This is a genomic window from Streptomyces afghaniensis, from assembly GCF_044327915.1.
GTDB lineage: Bacteria > Actinomycetota > Actinomycetes > Streptomycetales > Streptomycetaceae > Streptomyces > Streptomyces afghaniensis.
This window is the reverse complement of the sequence record NZ_JBIRGJ010000005.1, coordinates 386,530-407,442: the sequence shown is the minus strand read 5'-3', so window position 1 is coordinate 407,442 and position 20,913 is coordinate 386,530. Positions and strand designations below refer to the sequence as shown.

The window sequence follows — 20,913 nt, the reverse complement described above, 5'->3', positions numbered from 1 at the left end:
TCCGTCCGTCGCCGTCATGGCCGTGCGTCCTCCGTCTCCGTGTCCGTGCGCCGCTCCGGGAGCAGCCCCTGGCGTCGTGCCGTCGCGGCGAGCGTACGGTGTCCTGCCTGTTCGGCGAGTACGACCCGCTCCTGGGGCAGGGCGGGCAGCCACCATTCGCCGGCCGCCGCGTCGGCGGTGGCCCGCAGCTCGGCCAGGGCGGCGGCGAGTGCGCGGCGCGCGGTCTGAAGGGCGGCGGCGTCGGGGTGCGGCTCCGCCAGGAGACGGGCGGCGCGCTCGCGGGCCCGGTCGGCGGCTGTGAGGGCGCGTTCGACGCGGTCGCCCGCACGCCGGTTGGTGACGGCCACGGCGGCGACGAAGCCGACCAGGGCACCGACGACGGTGTCCACGAGCCGCTCCGTCATCAGGTCGCCCGGCTTCTGGTACCCGGCGAACTCGGTGATGAGCAGGGCCATGGGGGTCACGCAGACGCTGCCGAGCCAGTAGTTGCGGCTGATCAGCAGCTCCGCGCCGAAGCTGAACGCGAGGCAGCACACCACGAGGGCCGCCTCATTGAGATGCGCGAGCGGTACGACGGCCGCGAAGACGAGCACTCCTACGACGTTGCCCACCACGCGCTGGACGGCCCGGCTCCAGGTCAGGGCGACGTTCGCCTGGTAGAGCGAGGCGGCGGTGACCAGGGCCCAGTAGGGGCGGCCGACGCCGAGGGCCAGGGAGGCGTAGCCGGCGAGCGCGCAGCCGAGCGCGGTGCGTGCCGCGAGCGGGGTCAGCGGGCCGAGCCGCGCCCAGAGACCGCGGGCCGTGTCCACACCGAGCAGTTCGTCGGCGGCCGCCCGCGGCAGCCCGGCCTGCGGGACGGGCCCGGTGCCGCGCAGCGCGCCCGCCCAGGCCCGCATCCGGCCGGCGTCCGCCTCCGTCGGCGCGGCGAGGGCCACCTCGGCACGGACGACGAGCCGTTCGAGCGCGCGCCGGGTACGGGACCGGACGCTCGTCGACAGCAGGGACTGCCAGGCGGCCTGCACGGCGGCGTAGCCCGCGGCGCGGGCCCGGGCCTGCCCCTCGCCGGTGCCGCCCGTGTCGGCGTACGCGGCGGCGGCCTTCAGCGCGGCGGCGGTGGCACGGCGCTCCGGGCCGTGCGGGCGGACCAGCGCGGGCGCCATGCAGACAAGCCAGGCCCAGACACCCGTCGCCGCGGCCAGTGCCAGATGGCCGGGGACCTGGGCGAGGGTCTGCGGCGCGAACAGCGAGGCGGAGCTGACGAACGTGAGGACGACATTGCCGGGCGGCCCGACACGGGTCGCGTCGCACAGCACCTTCTGCGCGGCGGCCAGCAGAGCGCCGACGGTGACCAGCACCACGGCACTGCCGGTGAGCGAGGCCGCGACCAGGGCGACGGCGAGCCCGCCGAGCATGCCGAGCACCACCCACACCAGGGCCACGGCCCGGGCGGCGTACGGCCGGTTGTGGGCGTACAGCGCGCACAGGGATCCGGCCATCGTGTACATCGCCAGGTCGAGCCGGCCGAGCGCCAGGAGGGTGAGGTTGGGCGGGGCGATCGCCGCGACCACGCTCAGCGCGGGCTTGAACCAGATGTCCGAGGGACGGCCGACACGCAGCACGCCCGCCAGCGGCAGGCGCCGGGCGGGCGGGGAGACGGGGGCGGGGGTCGCACTGCTCATGGGACGCAAGGTTAGCAGGTGTTTTACTCATAAAACATATGCCCTCACCCGGTGCGCTCCGTCGAATGCTCCCCGTGTACACCCTTGCGCTCGCGTGCGCGCCGCATGGCCCGGGCATCGATGGACCGACTGCCGAGCTGACCGACCGTCGAGCGGGGAGGGTGCGCGTGCACGGACCGGCTTCGTCCGGCTGGCTGCTGGTGGCGCTCTGCGCGATGACCGGCGCCTACTGCCTGGTGCGGATGCGCAGCGGCGCCGGGGAGCAGCGCAGCACCGCGGGCGGTGAGGCGCTGATGGGTTTCGGGATGGCCGCGATGGCCGTGCCGACGGGGGTGTTCACTGAGCCGCCGTGGGCCTGGCCCGCCTACGCGGTGGTGTTCGGGGCGGCCGCGGTCCCCGCACTGTGGGCGGCGCGGGCGGGTGCGCACCACCTGCACCACCTGGTGGGGGCCGGGGCCATGGTCTACATGTCCGTCGTCATGGCCGGCGCTCCCGCGCACGCGCACGGGCAGGGAGGATCGGGGGTCCCGCTCCTGACGGGTGCTCTGCTGCTCTACTTCGGCGGGTACGTGCTGCTCACCGGCGTCCGGCTGGTGCCGGTGGCCGCCATGGCGGGCAGCGGGGCCGGGGGCGGCGGGTCCGCCGGGTGGGGCGACCGGCCGGAGCTGGCGCGGGCCTGCCGGCTGTCCATGGGGATCGCGATGGTGGCGATGCTGCTGACGCTGTGAGCAGGACCGTCCCGGCGGGCCGTATGGATCCGTTGCCTGCGTCACTTTGGCGCCACAAGCCGTACCCCTGAGCGGCGCATCGCTCATAGGCTGCGCCTCATGATGCTCCCCGCGGCACTGTTGCTGCTCGGCGCCCTGATCGCAGTGGCCGCTCCCCGGCTGCTCGCCCGGGCGGACTGGCCGGATCGTGAGCCGGTCGTGGCGCTGTGGGTGTGGCAGTGCGTGGTGGCGGCCCTGCTCGCGTGCTGTGCGCTGTCGATGACGATCAGCGCGGCCGCCGCCTGGCACGCGGTCGCCGGGCACGTCTTCGCGACGGCGCCGGGCCCGGTCGCCGAGGCCTATGCCCTCGGCACGGCGGGCGCCTGGGCGGCGACCACCGCCGTGGTCCTGGCAGGCGGCGGGCTGTGGAGCGCGGCGATGCTGGTCCGCGAGATCGGCGGGGCGCGCGCCCGGCGGCGCCGCCGGCGTGCCGATCTGCTGGTCAGGGCGCCGCTGATGCCGGGCGAGGTGGCCGTGTCCGGCCGGCTCGTCGTCCTGGAGAGCGAGCGGCCCGACGCCTGGTGGCAGCCCGGCGCTCCGCCGCAACTGGTCGTCACCACGGCCGCGTTGCGCCGGCTGAAGGGCCGGCAGCTGGACGCCGTACTCGCCCATGAGCAGGGGCACGCGCGGGCCCGGCACGACTGGCTGCTGAACTGCTCCTCCGCGCTGGCGGGCGGCTTTCCGCAGGTGCCGGTGTTCGCCGCGTTCCGCGACGAGATGCACCGCCTGGTCGAACTCGCCGCCGACGACACGGCGTCCCGCCGCTTCGGCCGCCTGACCACGGCCCTGGCCCTGGTCGAACTCAACGAGCACCGCGGCGTGTTCGGCCCCTGCCCGACTCCGCAGGCCCATGTTCCGGCTCGGGTGCACCGGTTGCTCACTCCCCCGGACCGGCTGCCCCCGGCACGCCGGCTGCGGCTGACGGCGGCGGCCGCACTGGTGCCCGTGGTGCCGGTGCTGGTGGCTTTCGTTCCGGGGTTGCGGGCACTGGGATAGCCCGGACGCGTGTTCCGGGGCATCCGGCCGCATCCGCGCCGAGGTCGAAGGCGTGAGGGCGGCGTCCGGGTGGCCGGAGTGTGCCGTTCAGACACCGAAGATCGGCTCCGTACTGGATCCGGAGCCCCCGGTTCGGCGAGGATCGCATCATGCACACCCGGTCCGTCGACTCCCCGCCCCGCCCGCAGCACGGCACCGCCGCCCGGTCGGCCGCCGTCCTGGCCCTGTGCTCCACTCTGCTGCTGACCCTCGTCGCGGCCAGATGGAACCCGCTGATGAGCGCGGACGGAGACATCTCCGCCACCACCCACCGCTGGGCCGTCGAGGAGTCCGGCATCACCCAGGCGTGCCGCATCCTCACCGACTGGGTGTGGGATCCGTGGACCATGCGAGTGCTGTGCGCGGTCGTGGTCGTGTGGCTGGTGGTGCGCCTGGCGGCGCGCTGGACGGCGGTGTGGCTGGCGCTGGCCGTCACGCTGGGCACGCTGTTCCAGCAGGCCCTCAAGGCCCTGGTGGACCGTCCCCGCCCGGTCTGGCCCGACCCCGTCGACTCGGCCCACTACTCGGCCTTCCCCTCGGGACACGCCATGACCGCCACCGTGGTGTGCGGCCTCCTCCTGTGGCTGCTGCACCGGCACGGCGTGGGCCGTGCCGTGTGGCGTACGGCCGTGACCGTGGCCGCCGTGTCCGTGATCGGTGTCGGGCTGACCCGTGTCTGGCTGGGCGTCCACTGGCCGACGGACGTCGTGGGCGGCTGGCTGCTGGGCGCGACGGTGGTGGCCCTGGCGGTGTGGACGCACGAGCACCGGCAGCCGCGCACCCATCCGGACAACGCCGCCTCGTAGGATCGCCCCATGACGGCTGTGCTCTTCGATTTCTCCGGAACGCTCTTCCGTGTCGAGTCCACCGAATCCTGGCTGCGCGGTGCCGTGGCCGGCGCCGAAGTCCCCATCACAGAGGCCGAACTGACCGCCACCGCGCAGGCGCTGCAGGCGGTCGGGGCACTGCCGGGCGGTGGCGGTCCCGCTCGGGTGCCGGAGGAACTGGCCGACGCCTGGCTGATCCGCGATCAGAGCGCCGCACTGCACCGGGCCGCCTACACCGGCCTCTCCCGCCAGGTCACGCTGCCCGACCCGGCGCTGCACGACGCGCTGTACGACCGCCATATGACACCGGCGGCATGGACCCCGTACCCGGACGCCGTCGAGGTGCTGCGCACGCTGCGGGAACGGGACATCCCCGTCGGGGTGGTCAGCAACATCGGCTGGGACCTGCGCCCGGTGTTCCGCGAGCACGGCCTGGACCGCTACGTCGACGTGTACGTCCTGTCGTACGAGCACGGCATCCAGAAGCCCGATCCGCGGCTGTTCGCCACCGCCTGCGAGGCGCTCGGCGCCGATCCGCGCCGGACGCTCATGGTCGGCGACGATCGCAGGGCGGACGGCGGGGCCAGCGCCCTGGGATGCGAGGTGCACTTCGTGGACCACCTGCCGGTCACCGACCGGCCGGACGGGCTGCGGCCGGTCCTGGACCTGGTGAGCTGAGCAGCCGAGAAACCAGTAGCCCGAGGCCACCACCAGGTCGTCTGCTCGCCCGCCTCGGACGATCCCCCGTGTCGCCCGAGGCAGACGGCATCGCCGGCCCGGACCGCACGGGTCCTGGCCGGACACCTCTGAGTATAGTTGGCTGGCAGCCAGTCAACGCAGGAGTTACAGCATGTCCCCGCGCAGCGCCTCGGTCAATGAAGAGTTGCGGAGGCGTTCGAAGGAGCGGCTTCTCCAGGCGGCGGTCGAGCTGGTCGGCGAGCGCGGCTTCGAGGCCACGACGCTCGGCGACATCGCCGACCGGGCGGGCTCGGCCCGCGGTCTGGTCTCGTACTACTTCCCGGGCAAGCGCCAGCTCGTGCAGTCCGCCGTGCACCGGCTGATGCACCGCACGCTGGAGGAGGCGCTGGAGCGCGAGCCGCGTACCGAGGACGGCCGGGAGCGGATGGCGCGGGCCATCGACGCGATCCTGGGGCTGGCCGGGGACCGGCCCGTGCTGATGCGCCAGCACATGGCCGGGCTGTTGCAGGCCGAGGGCTTCGTGCCCTGCCCGGAACAGCGGCGCCTGGCCGAACTGCTGCGGGACACCGTTGCCCGGCACGGCTCACGGGACGTCGACAGCGACTACCCGATGCTGCGGGCCCTGCTGATGGGTGCCGTGTACGCCGCCCTGGTGCCGGGGGTGCCGATGCCGGTCCCCGTACTGCGGGCCGAGTTGTTCAAGCGCTACCAGCTCGACTGGGAGCTGGGTGTCCCGCCGGAGGCCGGAGCCTCCGGCGGGAGGAGCGACAGGGACCTGTCGCGGTTCTTCGCGACCGGGGACGCACCGGAGTGCGGTCCGCAGGGTCAGTCGAAGTAGTCCGGCTGCGTCTGCACGTTGAGCTCACGCAGGTGGACCCACCGTGCCGGGTCCGTGCGCCGGTCCTTGATCTTCAGGACGTCGAAGCCCTTGGTGATCTCGTTCGAGTAGATGTAGCCGTTGTAGTAGTACGCCGACCACGAGCCGCCGAAGGTCAGCTGGTCGGTGCCGATCGGGCCGCGTTCGAAGTAGGCGATCTCCCTGGGCTTCGAGGAGTCGGTGAACTCCCAGACGGAGACGCCACCCTGGTACCAGGCCTGGACCATGAGGTCCTTGCCCTTCACCGGGATCAGCGAGCCGTTGTGGGCGACGCAGTTCTCGGTGTCCGCCTGATGGCGGGGGATCTTGAAGTAGCTGCGGAAGACGAGCTTGCGCTGGTCGCCCTTGCCGACGATGTCGTAGATGCCGTCGGCGCCGCGGTTCGGGCCGGTCGCCGCGTTGCAGGTGGCCCCGCTGCCGCCGCCGAGCTCGTCGGTGAACACGACCTTGTTCGCCTTCTGGTTGAAGGTCGCCGAGTGCCAGAACGCGAAGTTGACGTTGTCCTGCACGCGGTCAATGACCTTCGGGTGCTCCGGGTCCTTGACGGAGAACAGGATGCCGTCCCCCATGCAGGCGCCCGCGGCCAGGTCCTTCGACGGCAGCACCGTGATGTCGTGGCAGCCGGTGGTCTTGGACACGCCCGGGTTGGTGGGCCCGCCCGGGTTGCCGCCGCCGTCCGGCCCCTCACCGGGGAACAGCACCGGGAATCCCACGACCGCCGCCTTCTCGGGGGCGTTGCGCGGCACCTTGATGACGGAGATGCCGTCGTGCGGCGGCTGGCAGTCCGGGTACGTGGCGTTCGGCGAGTACGAGGAGACGTACACGTAGACGTTCCGCCGCTCCGGCACCAGCGTGTGGGTGTGCGAGCCGCAGGCGGTCTCGACGGCGGCGACGTACCGCGGGTTCCGCTTGTCGCTGATGTCGAAGACCTTCATGCCCTCCCACGAGGACTTCTCGGTCGCCGGCTGCGTGGTGCTGCTGCAACTGCTGTCGCTGCGCGAGGAGTCGGTGGACAGGAACAGCAGGTTGCCGGAGACGGAGATGTCGTTCTGCGAGCCCGGGCACAGCACCTGGGCGACCGTCTTCGGCGACTTCGGGTTGCTGATGTCGAAGATGCGGAAGCCGTCGTAGTTGCCGGCGAAGGCGTACCTGCCCTGGAAGGCCAGGTCCGAGTTGGTGCCGGGCAGCACGTCCTTGGGGATGTTGGCGACGTGCTCGATGTTGGCGGAGTGGACGATCTCGTCCTGGCCGGGTATCTCGCCGCTCTCGATGGCCTCGCGCGCCTCGGCCCGCGCGCTCTTGGAGACGTCCTTCGGCGTGGGCGGCACGTCCCCCGGGTCGGGGACGGCCCCTGCCGGCGCCGCCACGAGGAGCGCGGCCAGCAGTCCGCCGGCGATCGCACTGGCTCCCAGGCGTCTGCGGCGTGTTCTGCGGTCGTTCAACAGGATCACTGTTTTTCCTCCCTGGTTCCGTTCGCTGCGGAACCGTTCACTCACCACGCAGTATCGTCCTCGTCATGCACATACCAACAGGTGTCAACAGGATCGTAAAGAAGCCACTCGGTCAATGACCCGTGGAACATGCCCGAATGGCCGTCAGCCCCACGAGGTGTCCACCAACCCGCCCGCCACAGGAGGTCGTTGTGCTCTTCCGCCGTGCGTCCCGTACGTCCGTCGTCGCGACGGGGCTGGTCGCCCTGGCCGCGCTCATGACGGGGGGCTGCGACTCCGGTCCGGACCGCAAGCCCGCCGCGGAGGACGGGCCCGCCGTGATCGCACCGGGTGAGCCCGGCGAGCCGAACCGCACCCTGTCCGCCGAGGAGGCCGCCGGCCGGCGCTCGGAGAACGACTCCCCCAACTCGGCCGACGTCTCCTACGCGCGCATGATGATCGAACACCACGCCCAGGCCCTGGTGATGACCGAACTCGCCCCGCAGCGCGCGCAGTCCACCAAGGTGAAACGGATCGCCGCACGGATCGCCGCCGCCCAGAAGCCGGAGATCGAGGCCATGAAGGGCTGGCTGAAGTCGTACGGCAAACCGCTAAAGGCGGAGCGGCACGAGCACGCCGTGATGCCCGGAATGGCGACCCAGGCACAGCTGAAGAAGCTCCGCGCGGCCGACGGAAAAGCCTTCGACCAGCTCTTCCTGACGCTGATGACGACCCATCACCAGGGCGCGATCACGATGGCCGCGGACGTGAAGGGGCAGGGCAACAACATCCGGATCGAGGAGATGGCCGACGAGGTGATGGCCCAGCAGACGAGCGAGATCACACGGATGCGGGACATGCTCTAGCGGACTTCCGTGCCGCCCGGCGCCGGGGCCGTTCAGCGCCGGGCGCGGCGCGGTGACAGGAGTCCGGCGTCCCGGGCCTGGCCGATCAGTCTGAGGGCCTTGCGGCGACTGTGGCCGGTCGCGCACATCACGGCGAGGACCGGATCGGCACCGTCCTGCTGGGCCGCGCGGTACTCCTGCGCCACCAGCCACCGCCCCTCCGCACCGCGCGGCCATACCGGCCGGGCCCGCCGCCCCTGGCCTGCGCAGCCTTCGGGAGCCGTCCCGGCTCCGCACGCCTCGGCCAGTGAGTCCTCGATCCAGTCGGCGAGCACCGCCAGGTCGTCGAGGGACAGCGCGGGCTGCGCGCGTACGTCCTCCACGCCGACGCACCCCCCGGCCACTACGGCCAGTGCGTCGACGTGGGCGCCGTCGGTGAAGGCCAGCCGGACGTCGAACCACCGCGTGGCGTTCTCGTTCTCCCGGACCTCCCACGCGGGCCGCACGGACACCGCGCTGTCCGCCGGAGAGCGATCAGAGAGATTAAGAAAGGATGCTTCCAGCACACACAGAACGTAACCGAATGATCACATTCCATACAGATCGGACACGCGCCCGAGCGGAGCACAGCACCCTGTCAGCGGAGCCCGGCCGGTGCGATGCTGGAGGCGTCAGCGCTCTTGTGAGATCCCTCGGGATCACCGGGTAAGGAGATCCGCCGTGCTGCGAGTCGCCGTCGTAGGCTCCGGGCCGAGCGGGTGCTACACCGCCCAGAGCCTCGTCCAGCAGGACGCCGGGGTGCGCGTCGACGTCCTGGACCGGCTGCCGTGCCCGTACGGCCTGGTCCGCTACGGAGTGGCTCCGGACCACGAGAAGATCAAGTCGCTCCAGAACAACCTGCGCACGATCCTGGAGCACGACCGGGTCCGGTTCCTCGGCGGCGTCCAGGCCGGTCCCGGCGGGGTGCCGGTCGCCCGGCTGCGGGAGTTCTACCACGCGGTGGTGTACTGCGTGGGCGCCGCCACCGACCGGCATCTGGGCGTCCCCGGGGAGGACCTGCCGGGCAGCTGGTCGGCGACCCAGTTCGTGTCCTGGTACAGCGCCCACCCGGACGCCGTGGACGCCGGGTTCCTGCGGGACGCCCGGTCGGCCGTGGTGATCGGCGTGGGGAACGTCGCCGTGGACGTCACCCGGATGCTGGCGCGCGGCCTGGCCGAGCTCACCCCGACCGACATGCCGCAGGCGGCCCTGACGACACTGGCGGCGAGCCGGGTGACCGAGATCCACATGGTGGGCCGGCGGGGCCCGTCGCAGGCCCGCTTCACCACCAAGGAGCTGCGCGAGCTGGGCACCCTGCCGGAGACCGACGTCATCGTGGACCCTGCCGAGCTGGCCCTGGATCCCGGATACGCCGACCCGTCGGCCCTGCCCGCCCCGCAGCGCCGCAACGTGGAGGTACTGCGCGGCTGGTCCGGGACACCGCCGAGCGGCGCCCCGCGCCGGATCCGGCCGCGCTTCTTCCTCCGCCCGGTCGAACTGCTCGCCGAGCGGGGCCACGTGGGCGCGGTGCGGTTCGAGCGGACGGCCCCGGACGGACACGGCGGCGTGGCGGGCACGGGCCGCTACGAGGACATCGAGGCACAGCTGGTGCTGCGCTCGGTGGGCTATCGCGGAGTGCCGCTGGAGGGGCTGCCGTTCGACGCGGACAGCGGCACGGTGCCGAACCTGGCCGGGCGCGTCCTGCGCGAGGGCGTCGTCACACCGGGCGAGTACGTGGCCGGCTGGATCAAGCGGGGCCCGACGGGCGTCATCGGCTCGAACCGCCCCTGCGCGAAGGAGACGGCGACGTCCCTCCTGGAGGACGCGCCCGCCCTCCTGGCCAGGGCCGTCCCCGATGACCCGCTCACGGCCCTGCGCGCGGAGGGCGCCACCCCGGTCGAGTGGACGGGCTGGCAGTCGATCGAACAGGCAGAGGCGATGCTGGGAGCATCACTCGGCAGGAACGTGGTGAAGCTCCCCGACTGGCAGTCCCTCATGACCGCCGCGCACGGCGACGCGGTCTAGGGCCTGTCGTTTGGATCAGGTCGCAGGAAAGCGACCGTGCTGTTCAGCGCCGGTGAGCGAGGTCTGGTGCGTGCAGCTGCAAGGCGGAGGAGGGCGTCGACGCGATGGGGGCACCGCCCGCGCGAGCGAAGCCGAGCGTGGGGGAGTCGGCAACCGACGACAACGCGGCAGATGCGCGTGCCAGACCTCGCGTCTGCGGCGTGATCCAAACGACAGGCCCTAGCCACCACGGACGGCCTGGCGAGCCGCGGCATCGAGCAGGGCATCCAGCAACCCCGGGAACAGCTCGTCCAGATCCCCCCGCCGCAGCCCGTTCATCTTGGCCGTCCCGCGATACACCTGCCGAATCACCCCGCTCTCCCGCAAGACCCGGAAGTGATGCGTGGTCGTGGACTTCGTGACCGGCAGGTCGAAGTGCGAACAGGACAACTCCCCGCTGACTCCGGCGAGCTCCCGCACGATCCGCAACCGCATCGGGTCGGAGAGCGCATGCAGCACCCCCTCCAGCCGGATCTCGTCACGCACGGGATGCGGCAGGTCGCGGCTGCTGACGGCGGGAGAGGTCACGGCGGCTCCACTTTCCTTCGGGGATCCCATAGTACGAGAAACCTCGTAGTTTGACATCCACCGTACTACGATGCCTATCGTACGAGTCGACATCGGCCCCGTGACGAATGGAGTCCGCCGTGACCGCGCTCTTCGAGCCCTGCACCCTGCGCGATGTGACGATCCCGAACCGCGTGTGGATGCCTCCGATGTGCCAGTACTCGGCCGCACCGGAGGGCCCGGAGACCGGCGCCCCCACCGACTGGCACTTCGCGCACTACGCCGCCCGCGCCACCGGCGGCACGGGCCTGATCATCGTCGAGGCCACCGCGGTGTCACCGGAGGGCCGCATCTCGCCGTACGACCTCGGCATCTGGAACGACACGCAGGTGGAGGCGTTCCGCCGCATCACCCGCTTCCTCACCGCGCAGGGCACGGTGCCGGCGATCCAGATCGCGCACGCCGGCCGCAAGGCTTCGACCGACCGTCCCTGGAAGGGCGGCGCCCCGGTCGGCCCGGACGCCCACGGCTGGGCGTCCGTCGCGCCGAGCCCGGTCGCCTTCGACGACCGGCATCCCGTCCCCGCCGAGCTGACCGTCCACCAGATCAAGGACGTGGTCGGGCAGTTCGCGGCCGCGGCCCGCCGCGCGCTCGCCGCCGGCTTCGAGATCGCCGAGATCCACGGTGCCCACGGCTACCTGATCAACGAGTTCCTCTCCCCGCACTCCAACCACCGCACCGACGCCTACGGCGGCTCGTACGAGAACCGCACCCGTTTCGCGCTCGAGGTCGTCGACGCCGTACGGGAGGTGTGGCCGGACGACAAGCCGCTGTTCTTCCGCATCTCGGCGACCGAATGGCTCGACGAGGACGGCTGGACCGCGGACGACACCGTCCGCTTCGCCGCCGACCTGCGGGCCCACGGCGTCGACCTGCTGGACGTCTCCACCGGTGGCAACGCCTCCGGCGTCCGCATCCCCACCGGACCCGGCTACCAGGTGCCCTTCGCCGCCCGGGTGAAGCAGGAGACGACGCTGCCGGTCGCCGCGGTGGGGCTGATCACCGAGGTCGAGCAGGCCGAGAAGATCCTGGCCAACGGTGAGGCGGACGCGATCCTGCTCGGCCGCGAGCTGCTGCGCAACCCTTCGTGGGCCCGGCAGGCTGCGCGGGAACTCGGCGGCGAGGTGCGGGTGCCGGACCAGTACCACCGGTCGGTCTGATCCGGCACCCGACCCCCGAGGCACACCGCTTGCGTCAACCGGTCGTGCACGCAGTCCCGTTGAGGGTGTACGCGGCCGGTGCGGCACTGTTGCCGCCGTGACTGGCCTGATAGCCGATGCTCACGCTCGCGCCCGGCGCGATGGTGCCGTTGTAGGACACGTTGGTCGCGGTCACCGACCCGGACGAGGGCGTGTAGGTGGCGCCCCAGCCGCCCGTGACCGTCTGCCCGGCCGGGAGCGTGAAGCCGAGTTTCCAGCCGTTGACCGTCGTCGTACCGGTGTTGGTGATGGTCACGGAGGCGGTCAGACCGGTGTTCCAGGCGTTCACCGCGGCCGTCACCTTGCAGGCGCCGGGCTGGGGCTGGGGGGCCGGGCCCGACTTGTCCAGGCCGAAGAAGGTGAGCACGCGGGATGCCATGCCCTGGGCGTACAGATTGTGACCGACGCCCTGGAGGCTGACGGCCTCCACGGGGGCCTGGTCACCCGTGCCGCCGTAGCGCGTGCGGGTCCAGCCGGACTGGGGCGTGTCGGTGACGGCCGGTGTCTGGCTCACGCCCTGGACGTTCGTCCACTGTTTGATCTGCTCCCCGAAGTTGGGGTAGCGCAGGACGTCGTCCTCGGTGCCGTGCCAGATCTGCATCCGCGGGCGGGGGCCGCTGTAGCCGGGGTACGCGCCCCGGACCAGGTCACCCCACTCCTTCGGGGTGTGGGTGACCGTGCCGCCCGAGCAGTTGCTGTTCCACTCGGAGCCGTCGGTGGTGGCGAAGCAGGCGAACGGCACGCCGGAGAAGGCGGCACCGGCCGCGAACACGTCGGGGTAGTCGCCGAGCAGGACGTTCGTCATCATCGCGCCGGAGGAGATGCCCGTGGCGAACACCCGGCCGGTGTCGGCGTCGTAGGTGCGGGTCACCCAGTCGATCATCGACTTGATGCCGACCGGGTCGCTGCCGCCGCCGCGGCGCAGCGCCTGGGGCGAGGAGACGTCGAAGCACTTGCTGCTGCGCGTGACCGACGGGTAGAGCACGATGAACCCGTACCGGTCGGCCAGGGTGTCGTACTCGGTGCCGTTGTACATGTCCGGGCCCGAGCCGGTGCACCAGTGCACGGCGACCACGACCGCCGGGTTCGGTGTGACGCTCTCCGGCACGTACAGGTACATCCGCAGGTTGCTGGGGTTCGTACCGAAGTTCGTGACCTCGGTGAGGGTCGCGGCGGGTACGGCCTTCTCGCGGGCGGCGGCCGCGGGTGCCGTGAGCGCGGTGGCCGCGAGCAACGGCAGCAGCGCGGCGAGGAGCGCGAGGAGCATCGACCGCAGCGGTCTCCTCGTGATGGGCTGGGGGGTGACAGGCACGTCCGGGGTCCCTTCGGTTGTCAGGCGCGGCTCGCAGGACGTCGTGCGGCGGTTCAGCAGGTGGAGTTGGTCTGGGTCAGCAGGGCCGGCCGCCAGGGCAGCCGGTAGTACTGAGGGTCTGGTCGACGCCGGCGCGGATCATCTCGCCGTGGCTGAAGTGCGGTACTGGTGGCCGTTGCCGTCCGAGAAGAACAGGTGGCAGTCCGTCCGGTCGCAGCTCGTCCAGAAGTCCAGCCAGGCGCCGTCGCCCTTGTTCTCGGTCACGACGGTCGGCTCGCTGCCGAAGAAGTTCCGCGGCGCGCTCCAACTGAACGGGTCCGACGGGTCCTTGGTGGTGGAGGCGGCCTCGGACCACTGGGCGAAGCTCGTGTGCCCGAGGCTCCAGCGCCCGGCGCTGTCGGCGGTCGTGGAGTAGACGTGCCAGCGGTCCCGGTAGCGGAACACCGTCGGGTCCTTGACCGAGACAGGGCGAGCACGCCGACGGCCGGCAGCATGAACACGAGCCCGGTGACGAACGTACGCATGCGCGGAGTCCTCATCGACCCGCCCTCTCGTGAAGGGAAGCGCCCGATCGGCATGGTGACATGGACATGGTCTGTATGGAAGCGCTCCCACGCCGCTCCCGGCAGGACCACCGCCCTGACCAGGTCCGGCCGAATGTGTTCTGCGCGAGGCGTTGACTAGAAAGCGCTTGCCCCCTACGTTCCGTTCAGCAGTGTGACCCGGAAGCGCCTCCGCCAGGGCGCCCGCCGGGCCCGCCACGCCTGGGTAAGTGCACACCCGGCGCATGGCAGGACCTCCGGACCCGCGGCACACGGCGCGCGCGGTGAACAACATGGCGAACGTCATTCATGTACATGACCGACCTGGCACCATGAAGGCACCACGAAGGGACGCACCCCACATGCGTACTCATCCCCCACGTACACGTGTCCACAGATCCACCCTGGCGCTCGCCGCCGCATCCGCACTGGCGACCGTGACGGTCCTGGCCGTTCCCCAGCCGGCCGGGGCCGCAGAGACATCGCCGGTCGGTTTCGGCGCGGGGACGACCGGCGGCGGCAGCGCCTCGGCGGTCACCGTCTCCACCCTGAGCGCCTTCAAGTCGGCCGTGACCGGCAACTCGGCCAAGGTCGTCCGGGTCAACGGCCTGATCCCGCTGAGCGGTCAGGTCGACGTCGGCTCCAACACGACCGTCCTGGGCGTGGGTTCCGCGTCCGGCTTCACCGGCGGCGGACTCCGGCTGAAGAAGGTCTCCAACGTCGTCATCCGCAACCTCAACATCAGCAAGCCGGTGGCGCCCGCCGACGGCATCACCGTCGAGGCGTCCAGCAAGGTCTGGATCGACCACAACTCCTTCTCGGCCGACCGCGATCACGACAAGGACCACTACGACGGCCTGCTGGACGTCAACCACGGCGCGGACAACGTCACGGTGTCCTGGAACACCTTCAAGAACCACTTCAAGGGCTCGCTCGTAGGCCACAGCGACAACAACGCGAGCGAGGACACCGGCCGGCTGAAGGTGACGTACCACCACAACCACTTCGCCAACGTGTACTCGCGCATCCCCAGCCTGCGCTTCGGCACCGGGCACTTCTACAACAACTACGTCGAGGGCGCCGACACCGCCTGCCATTCACGCATGGGCGCCCAGATGCTGGTCGAGAACAACGTCTTCCGCTCGACGAAGGTCGCGGTCACCACGAACCGCAGCAGCGACGTCGACGGATACGCCAACCTGCGCGGCAACGACCTCGGTGGAGCCGCCACCGAGATCTCGCGGGTCGGCAGCTTCACCAGCCCGCCGTACGCCTACTCGGCGGAGCCGGCCTCGTCCGTCGTCGCCTCGGTGACGTCGGGTGCGGGCGCCGGAAGGCTCTGACACCCCGTCCGCTCGGACACCCCCCATACGCTCGAACGACAGAAGGAATCGGGACATGACTTCTGCGACACGCCCGCGCGCCCGTCGGCGCGCGCTGACCGGCGCGCTGGCCACCCTCGGCCTGTCGGTTGGCATGATCATGACCACCAACGCGCCGACGGCGAGCGCCGCCACCTGGCCGACCCCCAACGGCAGCCAGGGGACCTCCTCCACCATCTCCGTGTCCGGCACCAAGGACTACGGGATGAAGCGGTTCTACGGCACCGGAGCCCTGGCCGGTGACGGCCAGGAGGAGGGCCAGGACCCGATCTTCAAGCTCGCGAACGGCGCGGTGCTGAAGAACGTCATCCTCGGCGCCCCCGCGGCCGACGGCATCCACTGCGAGGGCAGCTGCACGCTCCAGAACGTCTGGTGGGAGGACGTCGGCGAGGACGCCGCCACCTTCCGCGGCGGCACCGGCGCCACGTACCACGTGATCGGCGGCGGCGCGAAGAAGGCGGCGGACAAGGTCTTCCAGCACAACGGCGGCGGCACCCTGAACATCTCCAACTTCGCGGTGCAGGAGTTCAAGACGCTCTACCGCTCCTGCGGCGACTGCTCCACGCAGTACACCCGCAAGGTCAACCTCAACACCATCGACGTGACCGGCACGGGCTCCACCGCCCGGCTCGTCGGCATCAACGTCAACCGCAACGACGTGGCGACGCTGCGGGGCATCACGATCCGCAACGACTCCGGCCGCAAGGTCGTCCCCTGCCAGAAGTACAACAACAACACCGCTGTCGGATCCGGACCCGACAGCACGAACTGCCTCTACTCCACCTCGGACATCACCTACAAGTAGCCCGCGAGGCAACCACAACCCCCCACGGTGAAGGCGGCCGTGCGCAGCGTCCCGGCGGCGCTGCGCACGGCCGCCCGCGTCATGCGCCCCGCACGCGCGCGCGTACCTCCCCGACCAGCTCCCGCTGGTAGTCGGTGTAGGCGGCGCGCAGCCCGGCTGCCGGCCAGTCGGCGGGCAGGAGTCCGGACGGCAGGACGGGGTCGGCGAGCAGGTGCCGCACGACGGCGGCGAAGGCGGTCAGGCGGTCGGCCGGGCGGGGCGCCCCGGCGATGTGGGCGAGCAGGGCGCGGGCCGTGGCGGACCAGGCGTCCAGCGGCCACAGGTCCCGGGCCAGCTCGCGGGCCGGCCGGCCGGGGCGGGCCGTGTAGTGCTGGGCGACCCGGTCCAGGTCGCCGGGCAGGGCGCGGGCCAGGTTGGCGGGGCGGAGCCAGACGCCCTCGCGGAGTTCGGCGAGCCGGAGGGCGGTCAGCCGGGCGCGCAGGTCGGCGCGTTCGGCGGGGCCGCGTCCGGTCGCGGTGATCACGACCATCTCCCAGTCGCCGTCCCACGCGCGCGTGCGCGGGTGCACGGCGTCGTCCTGGCGGCGCTGGCGTTCCAGCAGCCGGTCGCTGAGGCGGTAGCCGGTGTCGGTGCGCCGCAGATCGCCGGCGGCCACCATGCGGCTGAGCGCCGCCCGCAGCGTGGAGCCGCCGACGTCGAAGCCCTCCACGAGCCGCACGAGCTCCCTGACCGGCAGCTCGGGGGGATGCGTGCCGAGCAGCAGGCTCAGCACGACCGACCGCGCGGACAGCGGCCGCAGATCGAGCGCGCCGGGCCGCGCCGGGACGTTCATCGGCATGGTCACGTACTGTACGCGGCGGAAATCGGTGTTGCAGGATTGCTGCGACCGTAGGAGTAGTGCAACACTCGGCGTATGGTCTCGACTCTCGACGAACAGCGGGCGTACGGCGGACCCGCCACGCACGACGTCACGAACCAGGCCCCGCCGCTCGCCCCGTACGACGCCTCCGAGGACCCGGCCCTGCTGGAGGGGCTGCGGCGGGAGGGCGCCGGGTGGGCCGAGGAGAACCTGCGGCGGCTCGGCAGGCAGGCCGGCAGCGCCCAGGCGCAGGAGTGGGCCGACCTGGCCAACCGCCACGAGCCGGAGCTGCGGACGCACGACCGGTACGGCAACCGCGTCGACGAGGTCGAGTTCCACCCGAGCTGGCACCACCTGATGGGCGCCGCGATCGCCGCGGGACTGGCCGCGTCGCCCTGGGCGGACGACCGGCCCGGGGCCCACGTCGCCCGGACCGCCGGCGGACTGGTGTGGGGGCACACGGAGGCCGGCCACGGCTGCCCGACGTCGATGACCTACGCGGCCGTACCCGCGCTGCGCAGGCAGCCGGAGCTGGCGAAGGTCTACGAGCCGCTGCTGACGAGCCGGGAGTACGAGCCCGGGCTCCGGGTGCCGGCACAGAAGCGCGGGCTGCTGGCCGGCATGGGGATGACCGAGAAGCAGGGCGGCTCCGACGTCCGGACGAACACCACGACGGCCACGCCCACGTCCGAACCCGGGGTGTACACCCTGCGCGGACACAAGTGGTTCACCTCGGCGCCGATGTGCGACGTGTTCCTGGTACTGGCGCAGGCCCCGGGCGGCCTGTCCTGCTTCCTGGTGCCGCGCGTGCTGCCCGACGGCACCCGCAACACCTTCCGCATCCAGCGGCTGAAGGACAAGCTGGGCAACCGGTCCAACGCCTCCTCCGAGCCCGAGTTCGACGGGACCGTCGCCTGGCTGGTGGGGCCCGAGGGGCAGGGCGTCAAGACCATCATCGAGATGGTCAACTGCACGCGGCTGGACTGCGTCATGATGTCGGCCGCTCTGATGCGCAAGTCCCTCGTCGAGGCCGGGCACCACGCGCGGCACCGCAGCGCGTTCGGCGCACGGCTGGTGGACCAGCCGCTGATGCGCAACGTTCTGGCCGATCTCGCGCTGGAGTCCGAGGCCGCCACGACGCTCACCCTGCGGCTGGCCCGGGCGGCCGACCGGGCGATCCGCGGGGACGCCCAGGAGACGGCGTTCCGCCGCATCGCCACCGCCGTCGGCAAGTACTGGGTGACCAAGCGGGGTCCGGCCTTCACCGCGGAGGCCCTGGAGTGCCTCGGCGGCAACGGCTACGTCGAGGACTCGGGCATGCCCCGGCACTACCGCGAGGCTCCGCTGCTGTCGATCTGGGAGGGCTCGGGGAACGTCAACGCCCTCGACGTGCTGCGGGCGCTGAGCCGCGAACCCGGCACGGCCGAGGCCCTGTTCAGCGAGTTCGCCCTCGCCCGAGGGGCGGACGCCCGGCTGGACGCGGCCGTGACGCGGCTGAGGAACCGGCTGTCCGAGGCGTCGCAGACGACGGCCCGCCGGCTCGTGGAGGAGATGGCCCTGACGCTCCAGGCCTCCCTCCTCGTCCGCTATGCCCCGCCGGCGGTCGCCGACGCCTTCTGCGCGACCCGGCTCGGGGGCGACTGGGGACACGCGTTCGGGACGCTGCCGGAGGGTGCGGGGCTCGGCTCGATCGTGGAGCGTGCGCTGCCCGGCGGGAACTGAACCACCCTCGCCCGGGCGACCGAGCCGCTGTCGGCCAACCAGCACACAGTTCGCGCACAGTCATCGCCCGATTCCGCTTCGTTGTCAGTGCCGTGGTGCAGACTCCCCGTCAGTTGGCACTTCGCCTGGGGAGGACAACGTGTTCAGGGGGATCGACGAGGTCGACTGGGCCTCGCTGCGGCATGCCGACGGCAGCGCGGAGGACGTGCCCCGGCTGCTCCGGGGACTTGCCTCCGCCGACCCGGCCGAGCGGGAGACCGCGCTCGACCGGATGTACGGCGCCGTGCACCACCGGGGAGACGTGTACGACTCGACGCTCGCCTGCGTTCCGTTTCTCCTCGCGCTCGCCGTCCGTGAGGAGGTGTGCGACCGGGCGGGGGTGATCGAGCTCCTCGTCAGCATCGGTGGGGCCCGTGGGGAGGGGGGCGGCGGGGGCGGGGGCGGTGATCTCGCCGCGAGGGCCCGTGCCGCCCTGAGCGCGGGTGGCGATGTGTTCGCCCGGCTGGCGGGGGACGCGGACGCCGGGGTGCGCCGGGCGGCCCCGGCGGCCCTCGTGCGGTTCCTCGACCGGCCGGCGCGTGTGCTCGCCCTGTTGCGGGAGCGGATCGCCGTGGAGCGGGACGACCGGGTCCGGCTCGCCCTGGCCGAGGGCCTCGGCCTGTTCGCACGGCGGCACCCGCCGGGCGGCGATGCCCACGCCGCCGAGGCCGTGGACCTGCTGGCGGCGCTGAGCGGGCCGCCCTACGAGCCCGGGCTGCGACTGGCCGCGCTCGGGCAGCTGGCGCAGTGCGCACCGGAGTTGCTTCCCGCGGATCTCGTACCCACCGTGGTCGGGCTGCTCCGGGACAGGTCCGGGCAGCGCTCGCGCGGGAGACCGGCCCAGGACGGCCCCGGTGTGGACACGCTCGCCGGGCGGCTGCGACGGCTGCGCCCCTCGGACGAGGAGGGCTCCCGGCTGCTGCGGACCCTGCACACCGCGCTCGGCGGCCGGGTGGCCGACCGGGTCGCCCTGCTGTGCGGGCAGTTGACCAGCCCGGATCCCCTGGACCGGTGCAACGCCGTGTGGATGTCGGCCGGGCTGTTCCGCGAGTGGCGTACCGGCGTGGCGGAGCCGGTCGCCCTCATAGGTGCCCAACTGGGCGCCGAGGAGGTCCGGTTGCACGACGCTGCCGTCGCCGTCCTGGTGGAGCTCTTCGAACTGGCGCTGCCCGCCGCGGACCACCTCCACGCCCTGGTGATCCGCCGTCCCGAGCTTCGGATACGTCACGGGGAGCGGAGGGCCCCGACGCTGGGCGGCCCGCTCAAGGCGCTGGCCAGAGCCGGGGACCCGCGGGCCACACCGGTGCTGGCCGAGGTGCTGGCGGGGCCGGTCGTACCGCACGACCTGGGGCTGGTGACACCCCACCTGGGCCCCGCTGCCACGCCGCTCACGCCCGCCCTGCGGCGACGCCTCGCCCGCGTTCCGCCCGACTCCCCCGACACGCATGAGCGGGCCGTTCCCCTCCTGTCGGCGCTCACGGCACTGGGCGACGCCGAGTCCCTGCCGTCGGTGCTGCGCCTGCTGCGTGGCATGCCGGACGGGCTGCGGCTGCGCGACGCCGTCACGGGGGCGGCGGTCCGTGCCCTCGGGGCATTCGGCGGCGCCGCACGCGAGGCGATACCGGATCTTCGCGGGCTGCTGGAGACCGACTGCGCCGTCGCGGCAGCGGACGCGCTGTGGTCGGTCACGGGTGAGGCGGAAGCCGTCGTGCCCGTACTGCTACGGAACCTGACGGACCCCGGGAGCGGCCGGTATCGCCCCGCGGCGGCCGCGGACGTGCTCGGACGGCTGGGGCCGGCGGCCCGTACGGCCCTGCCCGGGCTGCGCCGGATGACCGGCTCCGGCGAGGCGTCGGAACGGGCCGCGGCGGCGTGCGCGGTGTGGCGGATCACCGGGGAACCGGAACGGGAGCAGGTCCTTCCCGTCCTCCGTGCCGCATGGGTCGAGCACCCGCGCACCCGCACGGCGATCGCCGGGTGCGTGGCAGCGCTGGGCTCCAGGGGAGCGCCCCTGCACGACCTGCTCCGAGCGGAACTCATGTCCCCGCGTCGGCATCGGGCCGGCTCCGGCTGCTACGACAGTCACGGCATCCACGAGGATGAGGTGTTGCTGCGGGTGTGCCGGGGGGCGCTGGGCCGGGAGGGCGGTGGGTAGGGCGGCCGGGCCGGGGTGGGCCCGGACTCGTCGGGGTGGGCCCCCGCCCGGTCACCTCGTCATGCGCCC

Annotated in this window: 19 protein-coding genes; 12 read left to right on the top strand and 7 right to left on the bottom strand. The window is 72.3% G+C overall.

Annotated elements, in window-relative coordinates; translation table 11 throughout:
- Positions 1 to 14 precede the first annotated feature (14 nt).
- Positions 15 to 1,679 carry an FUSC family protein gene (locus tag ACH4G3_RS20495; protein WP_397625830.1) on the bottom strand — a complete coding sequence of 555 codons (1,665 nt, stop codon included), beginning with the start codon at positions 1,677 to 1,679 and terminating at the stop codon, positions 15 to 17.
- Between the two features lie 167 nt (positions 1,680 to 1,846).
- On the opposite strand from ACH4G3_RS20495, the gene ACH4G3_RS20490 reads away from it, so the two are divergent.
- The 5 genes from ACH4G3_RS20490 to ACH4G3_RS20470 all read left to right on the top strand — a co-directional run bounded on the left by ACH4G3_RS20490 (position 1,847) and on the right by ACH4G3_RS20470 (position 5,845).
- Entirely contained in the window at positions 1,847 to 2,407 is a 561-nt protein-coding gene (locus tag ACH4G3_RS20490; RefSeq protein WP_397625829.1) for a DUF5134 domain-containing protein, read from the top strand.
- A gap of 99 nt (positions 2,408 to 2,506) precedes the next feature.
- On the top strand, positions 2,507 to 3,442 hold the full coding sequence (locus ACH4G3_RS20485; RefSeq protein WP_397625828.1) for a M56 family metallopeptidase: 936 nt from the start codon (positions 2,507 to 2,509) through the stop codon (positions 3,440 to 3,442).
- Between the two features lie 149 nt (positions 3,443 to 3,591).
- Positions 3,592 to 4,287, top strand: coding sequence for a phosphatase PAP2 family protein (locus tag ACH4G3_RS20480; RefSeq protein ID WP_397625827.1), 696 nt, complete (start codon positions 3,592 to 3,594; stop codon positions 4,285 to 4,287).
- 9 nt (positions 4,288 to 4,296) lie between these two features.
- Positions 4,297 to 4,986 carry an HAD family hydrolase gene (locus ACH4G3_RS20475; protein WP_397625826.1) on the top strand — a complete coding sequence of 230 codons (690 nt, stop codon included), beginning with the start codon at positions 4,297 to 4,299 and terminating at the stop codon, positions 4,984 to 4,986.
- A 172-nt stretch (positions 4,987 to 5,158) separates the two neighbouring features.
- Entirely contained in the window at positions 5,159 to 5,845 is a 687-nt protein-coding gene (locus tag ACH4G3_RS20470; protein WP_397625825.1) for a TetR/AcrR family transcriptional regulator, read from the top strand.
- On the opposite strand, the gene ACH4G3_RS20465 is transcribed toward ACH4G3_RS20470, so the two are convergent.
- Positions 5,833 to 7,335, bottom strand: coding sequence for an LVIVD repeat-containing protein (locus ACH4G3_RS20465; RefSeq protein WP_397625824.1), 1,503 nt, complete (start codon positions 7,333 to 7,335; stop codon positions 5,833 to 5,835). The two genes, ACH4G3_RS20470 and ACH4G3_RS20465, sit on opposite strands and share 13 nt — an antisense overlap.
- 191 nt (positions 7,336 to 7,526) lie before the next feature.
- Between ACH4G3_RS20465 and ACH4G3_RS20460 the strand changes: the two genes are divergently transcribed.
- Positions 7,527 to 8,180 carry a DUF305 domain-containing protein gene (locus ACH4G3_RS20460; RefSeq protein ID WP_397625823.1) on the top strand — a complete coding sequence of 218 codons (654 nt, stop codon included), beginning with the start codon at positions 7,527 to 7,529 and terminating at the stop codon, positions 8,178 to 8,180.
- A 32-nt stretch (positions 8,181 to 8,212) separates the two neighbouring features.
- On the opposite strand, the gene ACH4G3_RS20455 is transcribed toward ACH4G3_RS20460, so the two are convergent.
- Entirely contained in the window at positions 8,213 to 8,671 is a 459-nt protein-coding gene (locus tag ACH4G3_RS20455) for a DUF6214 family protein (RefSeq protein ID WP_397625822.1), read from the bottom strand.
- Positions 8,672 to 8,879: 208 nt separating this feature from the next.
- On the opposite strand from ACH4G3_RS20455, the gene ACH4G3_RS20450 reads away from it, so the two are divergent.
- Complete coding sequence (locus ACH4G3_RS20450) at positions 8,880 to 10,223, top strand: FAD-dependent oxidoreductase (protein WP_397625821.1); 1,344 nt, start codon at positions 8,880 to 8,882, stop codon at positions 10,221 to 10,223.
- A 219-nt stretch (positions 10,224 to 10,442) separates the two neighbouring features.
- Here ACH4G3_RS20450 and ACH4G3_RS20445 read toward each other — a convergent pair whose 3' ends face one another.
- Positions 10,443 to 10,790, bottom strand: coding sequence for an ArsR/SmtB family transcription factor (locus tag ACH4G3_RS20445; protein WP_397625820.1), 348 nt, complete (start codon positions 10,788 to 10,790; stop codon positions 10,443 to 10,445).
- A 119-nt stretch (positions 10,791 to 10,909) separates the two neighbouring features.
- Here ACH4G3_RS20445 and ACH4G3_RS20440 point away from each other — a divergent pair, with 119 nt between their 5' ends.
- Entirely contained in the window at positions 10,910 to 11,989 is a 1,080-nt protein-coding gene (locus tag ACH4G3_RS20440) for an NADH:flavin oxidoreductase/NADH oxidase (protein WP_397625819.1), read from the top strand.
- A gap of 34 nt (positions 11,990 to 12,023) precedes the next feature.
- Here the strand turns inward: ACH4G3_RS20440 and ACH4G3_RS20435 are convergent, their stop codons facing one another.
- Both ACH4G3_RS20435 and ACH4G3_RS20430 read right to left on the bottom strand, forming a co-directional pair.
- Positions 12,024 to 13,295 (bottom strand): extracellular catalytic domain type 1 short-chain-length polyhydroxyalkanoate depolymerase, encoded by a 1,272-nt coding sequence (locus ACH4G3_RS20435; RefSeq protein WP_397626172.1) that lies wholly within the window; start codon positions 13,293 to 13,295, stop codon positions 12,024 to 12,026.
- A 183-nt stretch (positions 13,296 to 13,478) separates the two neighbouring features.
- Positions 13,479 to 13,784, bottom strand: a complete 306-nt coding sequence (locus tag ACH4G3_RS20430; RefSeq protein WP_397625818.1) for a glycoside hydrolase family protein — start codon at positions 13,782 to 13,784, stop codon at positions 13,479 to 13,481.
- A 460-nt stretch (positions 13,785 to 14,244) separates the two neighbouring features.
- Here ACH4G3_RS20430 and ACH4G3_RS20425 point away from each other — a divergent pair, with 460 nt between their 5' ends.
- Complete coding sequence (locus tag ACH4G3_RS20425) at positions 14,245 to 15,225, top strand: pectate lyase family protein (RefSeq protein WP_397625817.1); 981 nt, start codon at positions 14,245 to 14,247, stop codon at positions 15,223 to 15,225.
- A gap of 55 nt (positions 15,226 to 15,280) precedes the next feature.
- Positions 15,281 to 16,069 carry a pectate lyase gene (locus ACH4G3_RS20420; RefSeq protein ID WP_397625816.1) on the top strand — a complete coding sequence of 263 codons (789 nt, stop codon included), beginning with the start codon at positions 15,281 to 15,283 and terminating at the stop codon, positions 16,067 to 16,069.
- Positions 16,070 to 16,148: 79 nt separating this feature from the next.
- Here the strand turns inward: ACH4G3_RS20420 and ACH4G3_RS20415 are convergent, their stop codons facing one another.
- The gene (locus tag ACH4G3_RS20415) at positions 16,149 to 16,907 is read right to left on the bottom strand and encodes a PaaX family transcriptional regulator C-terminal domain-containing protein (RefSeq protein ID WP_397625815.1); all 759 of its coding nucleotides are present in this window, start codon (positions 16,905 to 16,907) and stop codon (positions 16,149 to 16,151) included.
- Between the two features lie 75 nt (positions 16,908 to 16,982).
- Here ACH4G3_RS20415 and ACH4G3_RS20410 point away from each other — a divergent pair, with 75 nt between their 5' ends.
- The gene (locus ACH4G3_RS20410) at positions 16,983 to 18,650 is read left to right on the top strand and encodes an isovaleryl-CoA dehydrogenase (protein WP_397625814.1); all 1,668 of its coding nucleotides are present in this window, start codon (positions 16,983 to 16,985) and stop codon (positions 18,648 to 18,650) included.
- Positions 18,651 to 18,789: 139 nt separating this feature from the next.
- A complete protein-coding gene (locus ACH4G3_RS20405) occupies positions 18,790 to 20,844 on the top strand; it encodes a HEAT repeat domain-containing protein (RefSeq protein ID WP_397625813.1) in 2,055 nt (684 codons plus the stop codon).
- Positions 20,845 to 20,913: the final 69 nt, after the last annotated feature.

Coding starts and splice junctions, on each gene's coding strand:
- ACH4G3_RS20495 (WP_397625830.1), bottom strand. CDS start 1,679: ATGAGCAGTGCGACCCCCGCCCCCGTCTCCCCGCCCGCCCGGCGCCTG.
- ACH4G3_RS20485 (WP_397625828.1), top strand. CDS start 2,507: ATGATGCTCCCCGCGGCACTGTTGCTGCTCGGCGCCCTGATCGCAGTG.
- ACH4G3_RS20480 (WP_397625827.1), top strand. CDS start 3,592: ATGCACACCCGGTCCGTCGACTCCCCGCCCCGCCCGCAGCACGGCACC.
- ACH4G3_RS20475 (WP_397625826.1), top strand. CDS start 4,297: ATGACGGCTGTGCTCTTCGATTTCTCCGGAACGCTCTTCCGTGTCGAG.
- ACH4G3_RS20470 (WP_397625825.1), top strand. CDS start 5,159: ATGTCCCCGCGCAGCGCCTCGGTCAATGAAGAGTTGCGGAGGCGTTCG.
- ACH4G3_RS20435 (WP_397626172.1), bottom strand. CDS start 13,295: ATGCTCCTCGCGCTCCTCGCCGCGCTGCTGCCGTTGCTCGCGGCCACC.
- ACH4G3_RS20425 (WP_397625817.1), top strand. CDS start 14,245: ATGCGTACTCATCCCCCACGTACACGTGTCCACAGATCCACCCTGGCG.
- ACH4G3_RS20420 (WP_397625816.1), top strand. CDS start 15,281: ATGACTTCTGCGACACGCCCGCGCGCCCGTCGGCGCGCGCTGACCGGC.
- ACH4G3_RS20415 (WP_397625815.1), bottom strand. CDS start 16,907: ATGCCGATGAACGTCCCGGCGCGGCCCGGCGCGCTCGATCTGCGGCCG.
- ACH4G3_RS20410 (WP_397625814.1), top strand. CDS start 16,983: ATGGTCTCGACTCTCGACGAACAGCGGGCGTACGGCGGACCCGCCACG.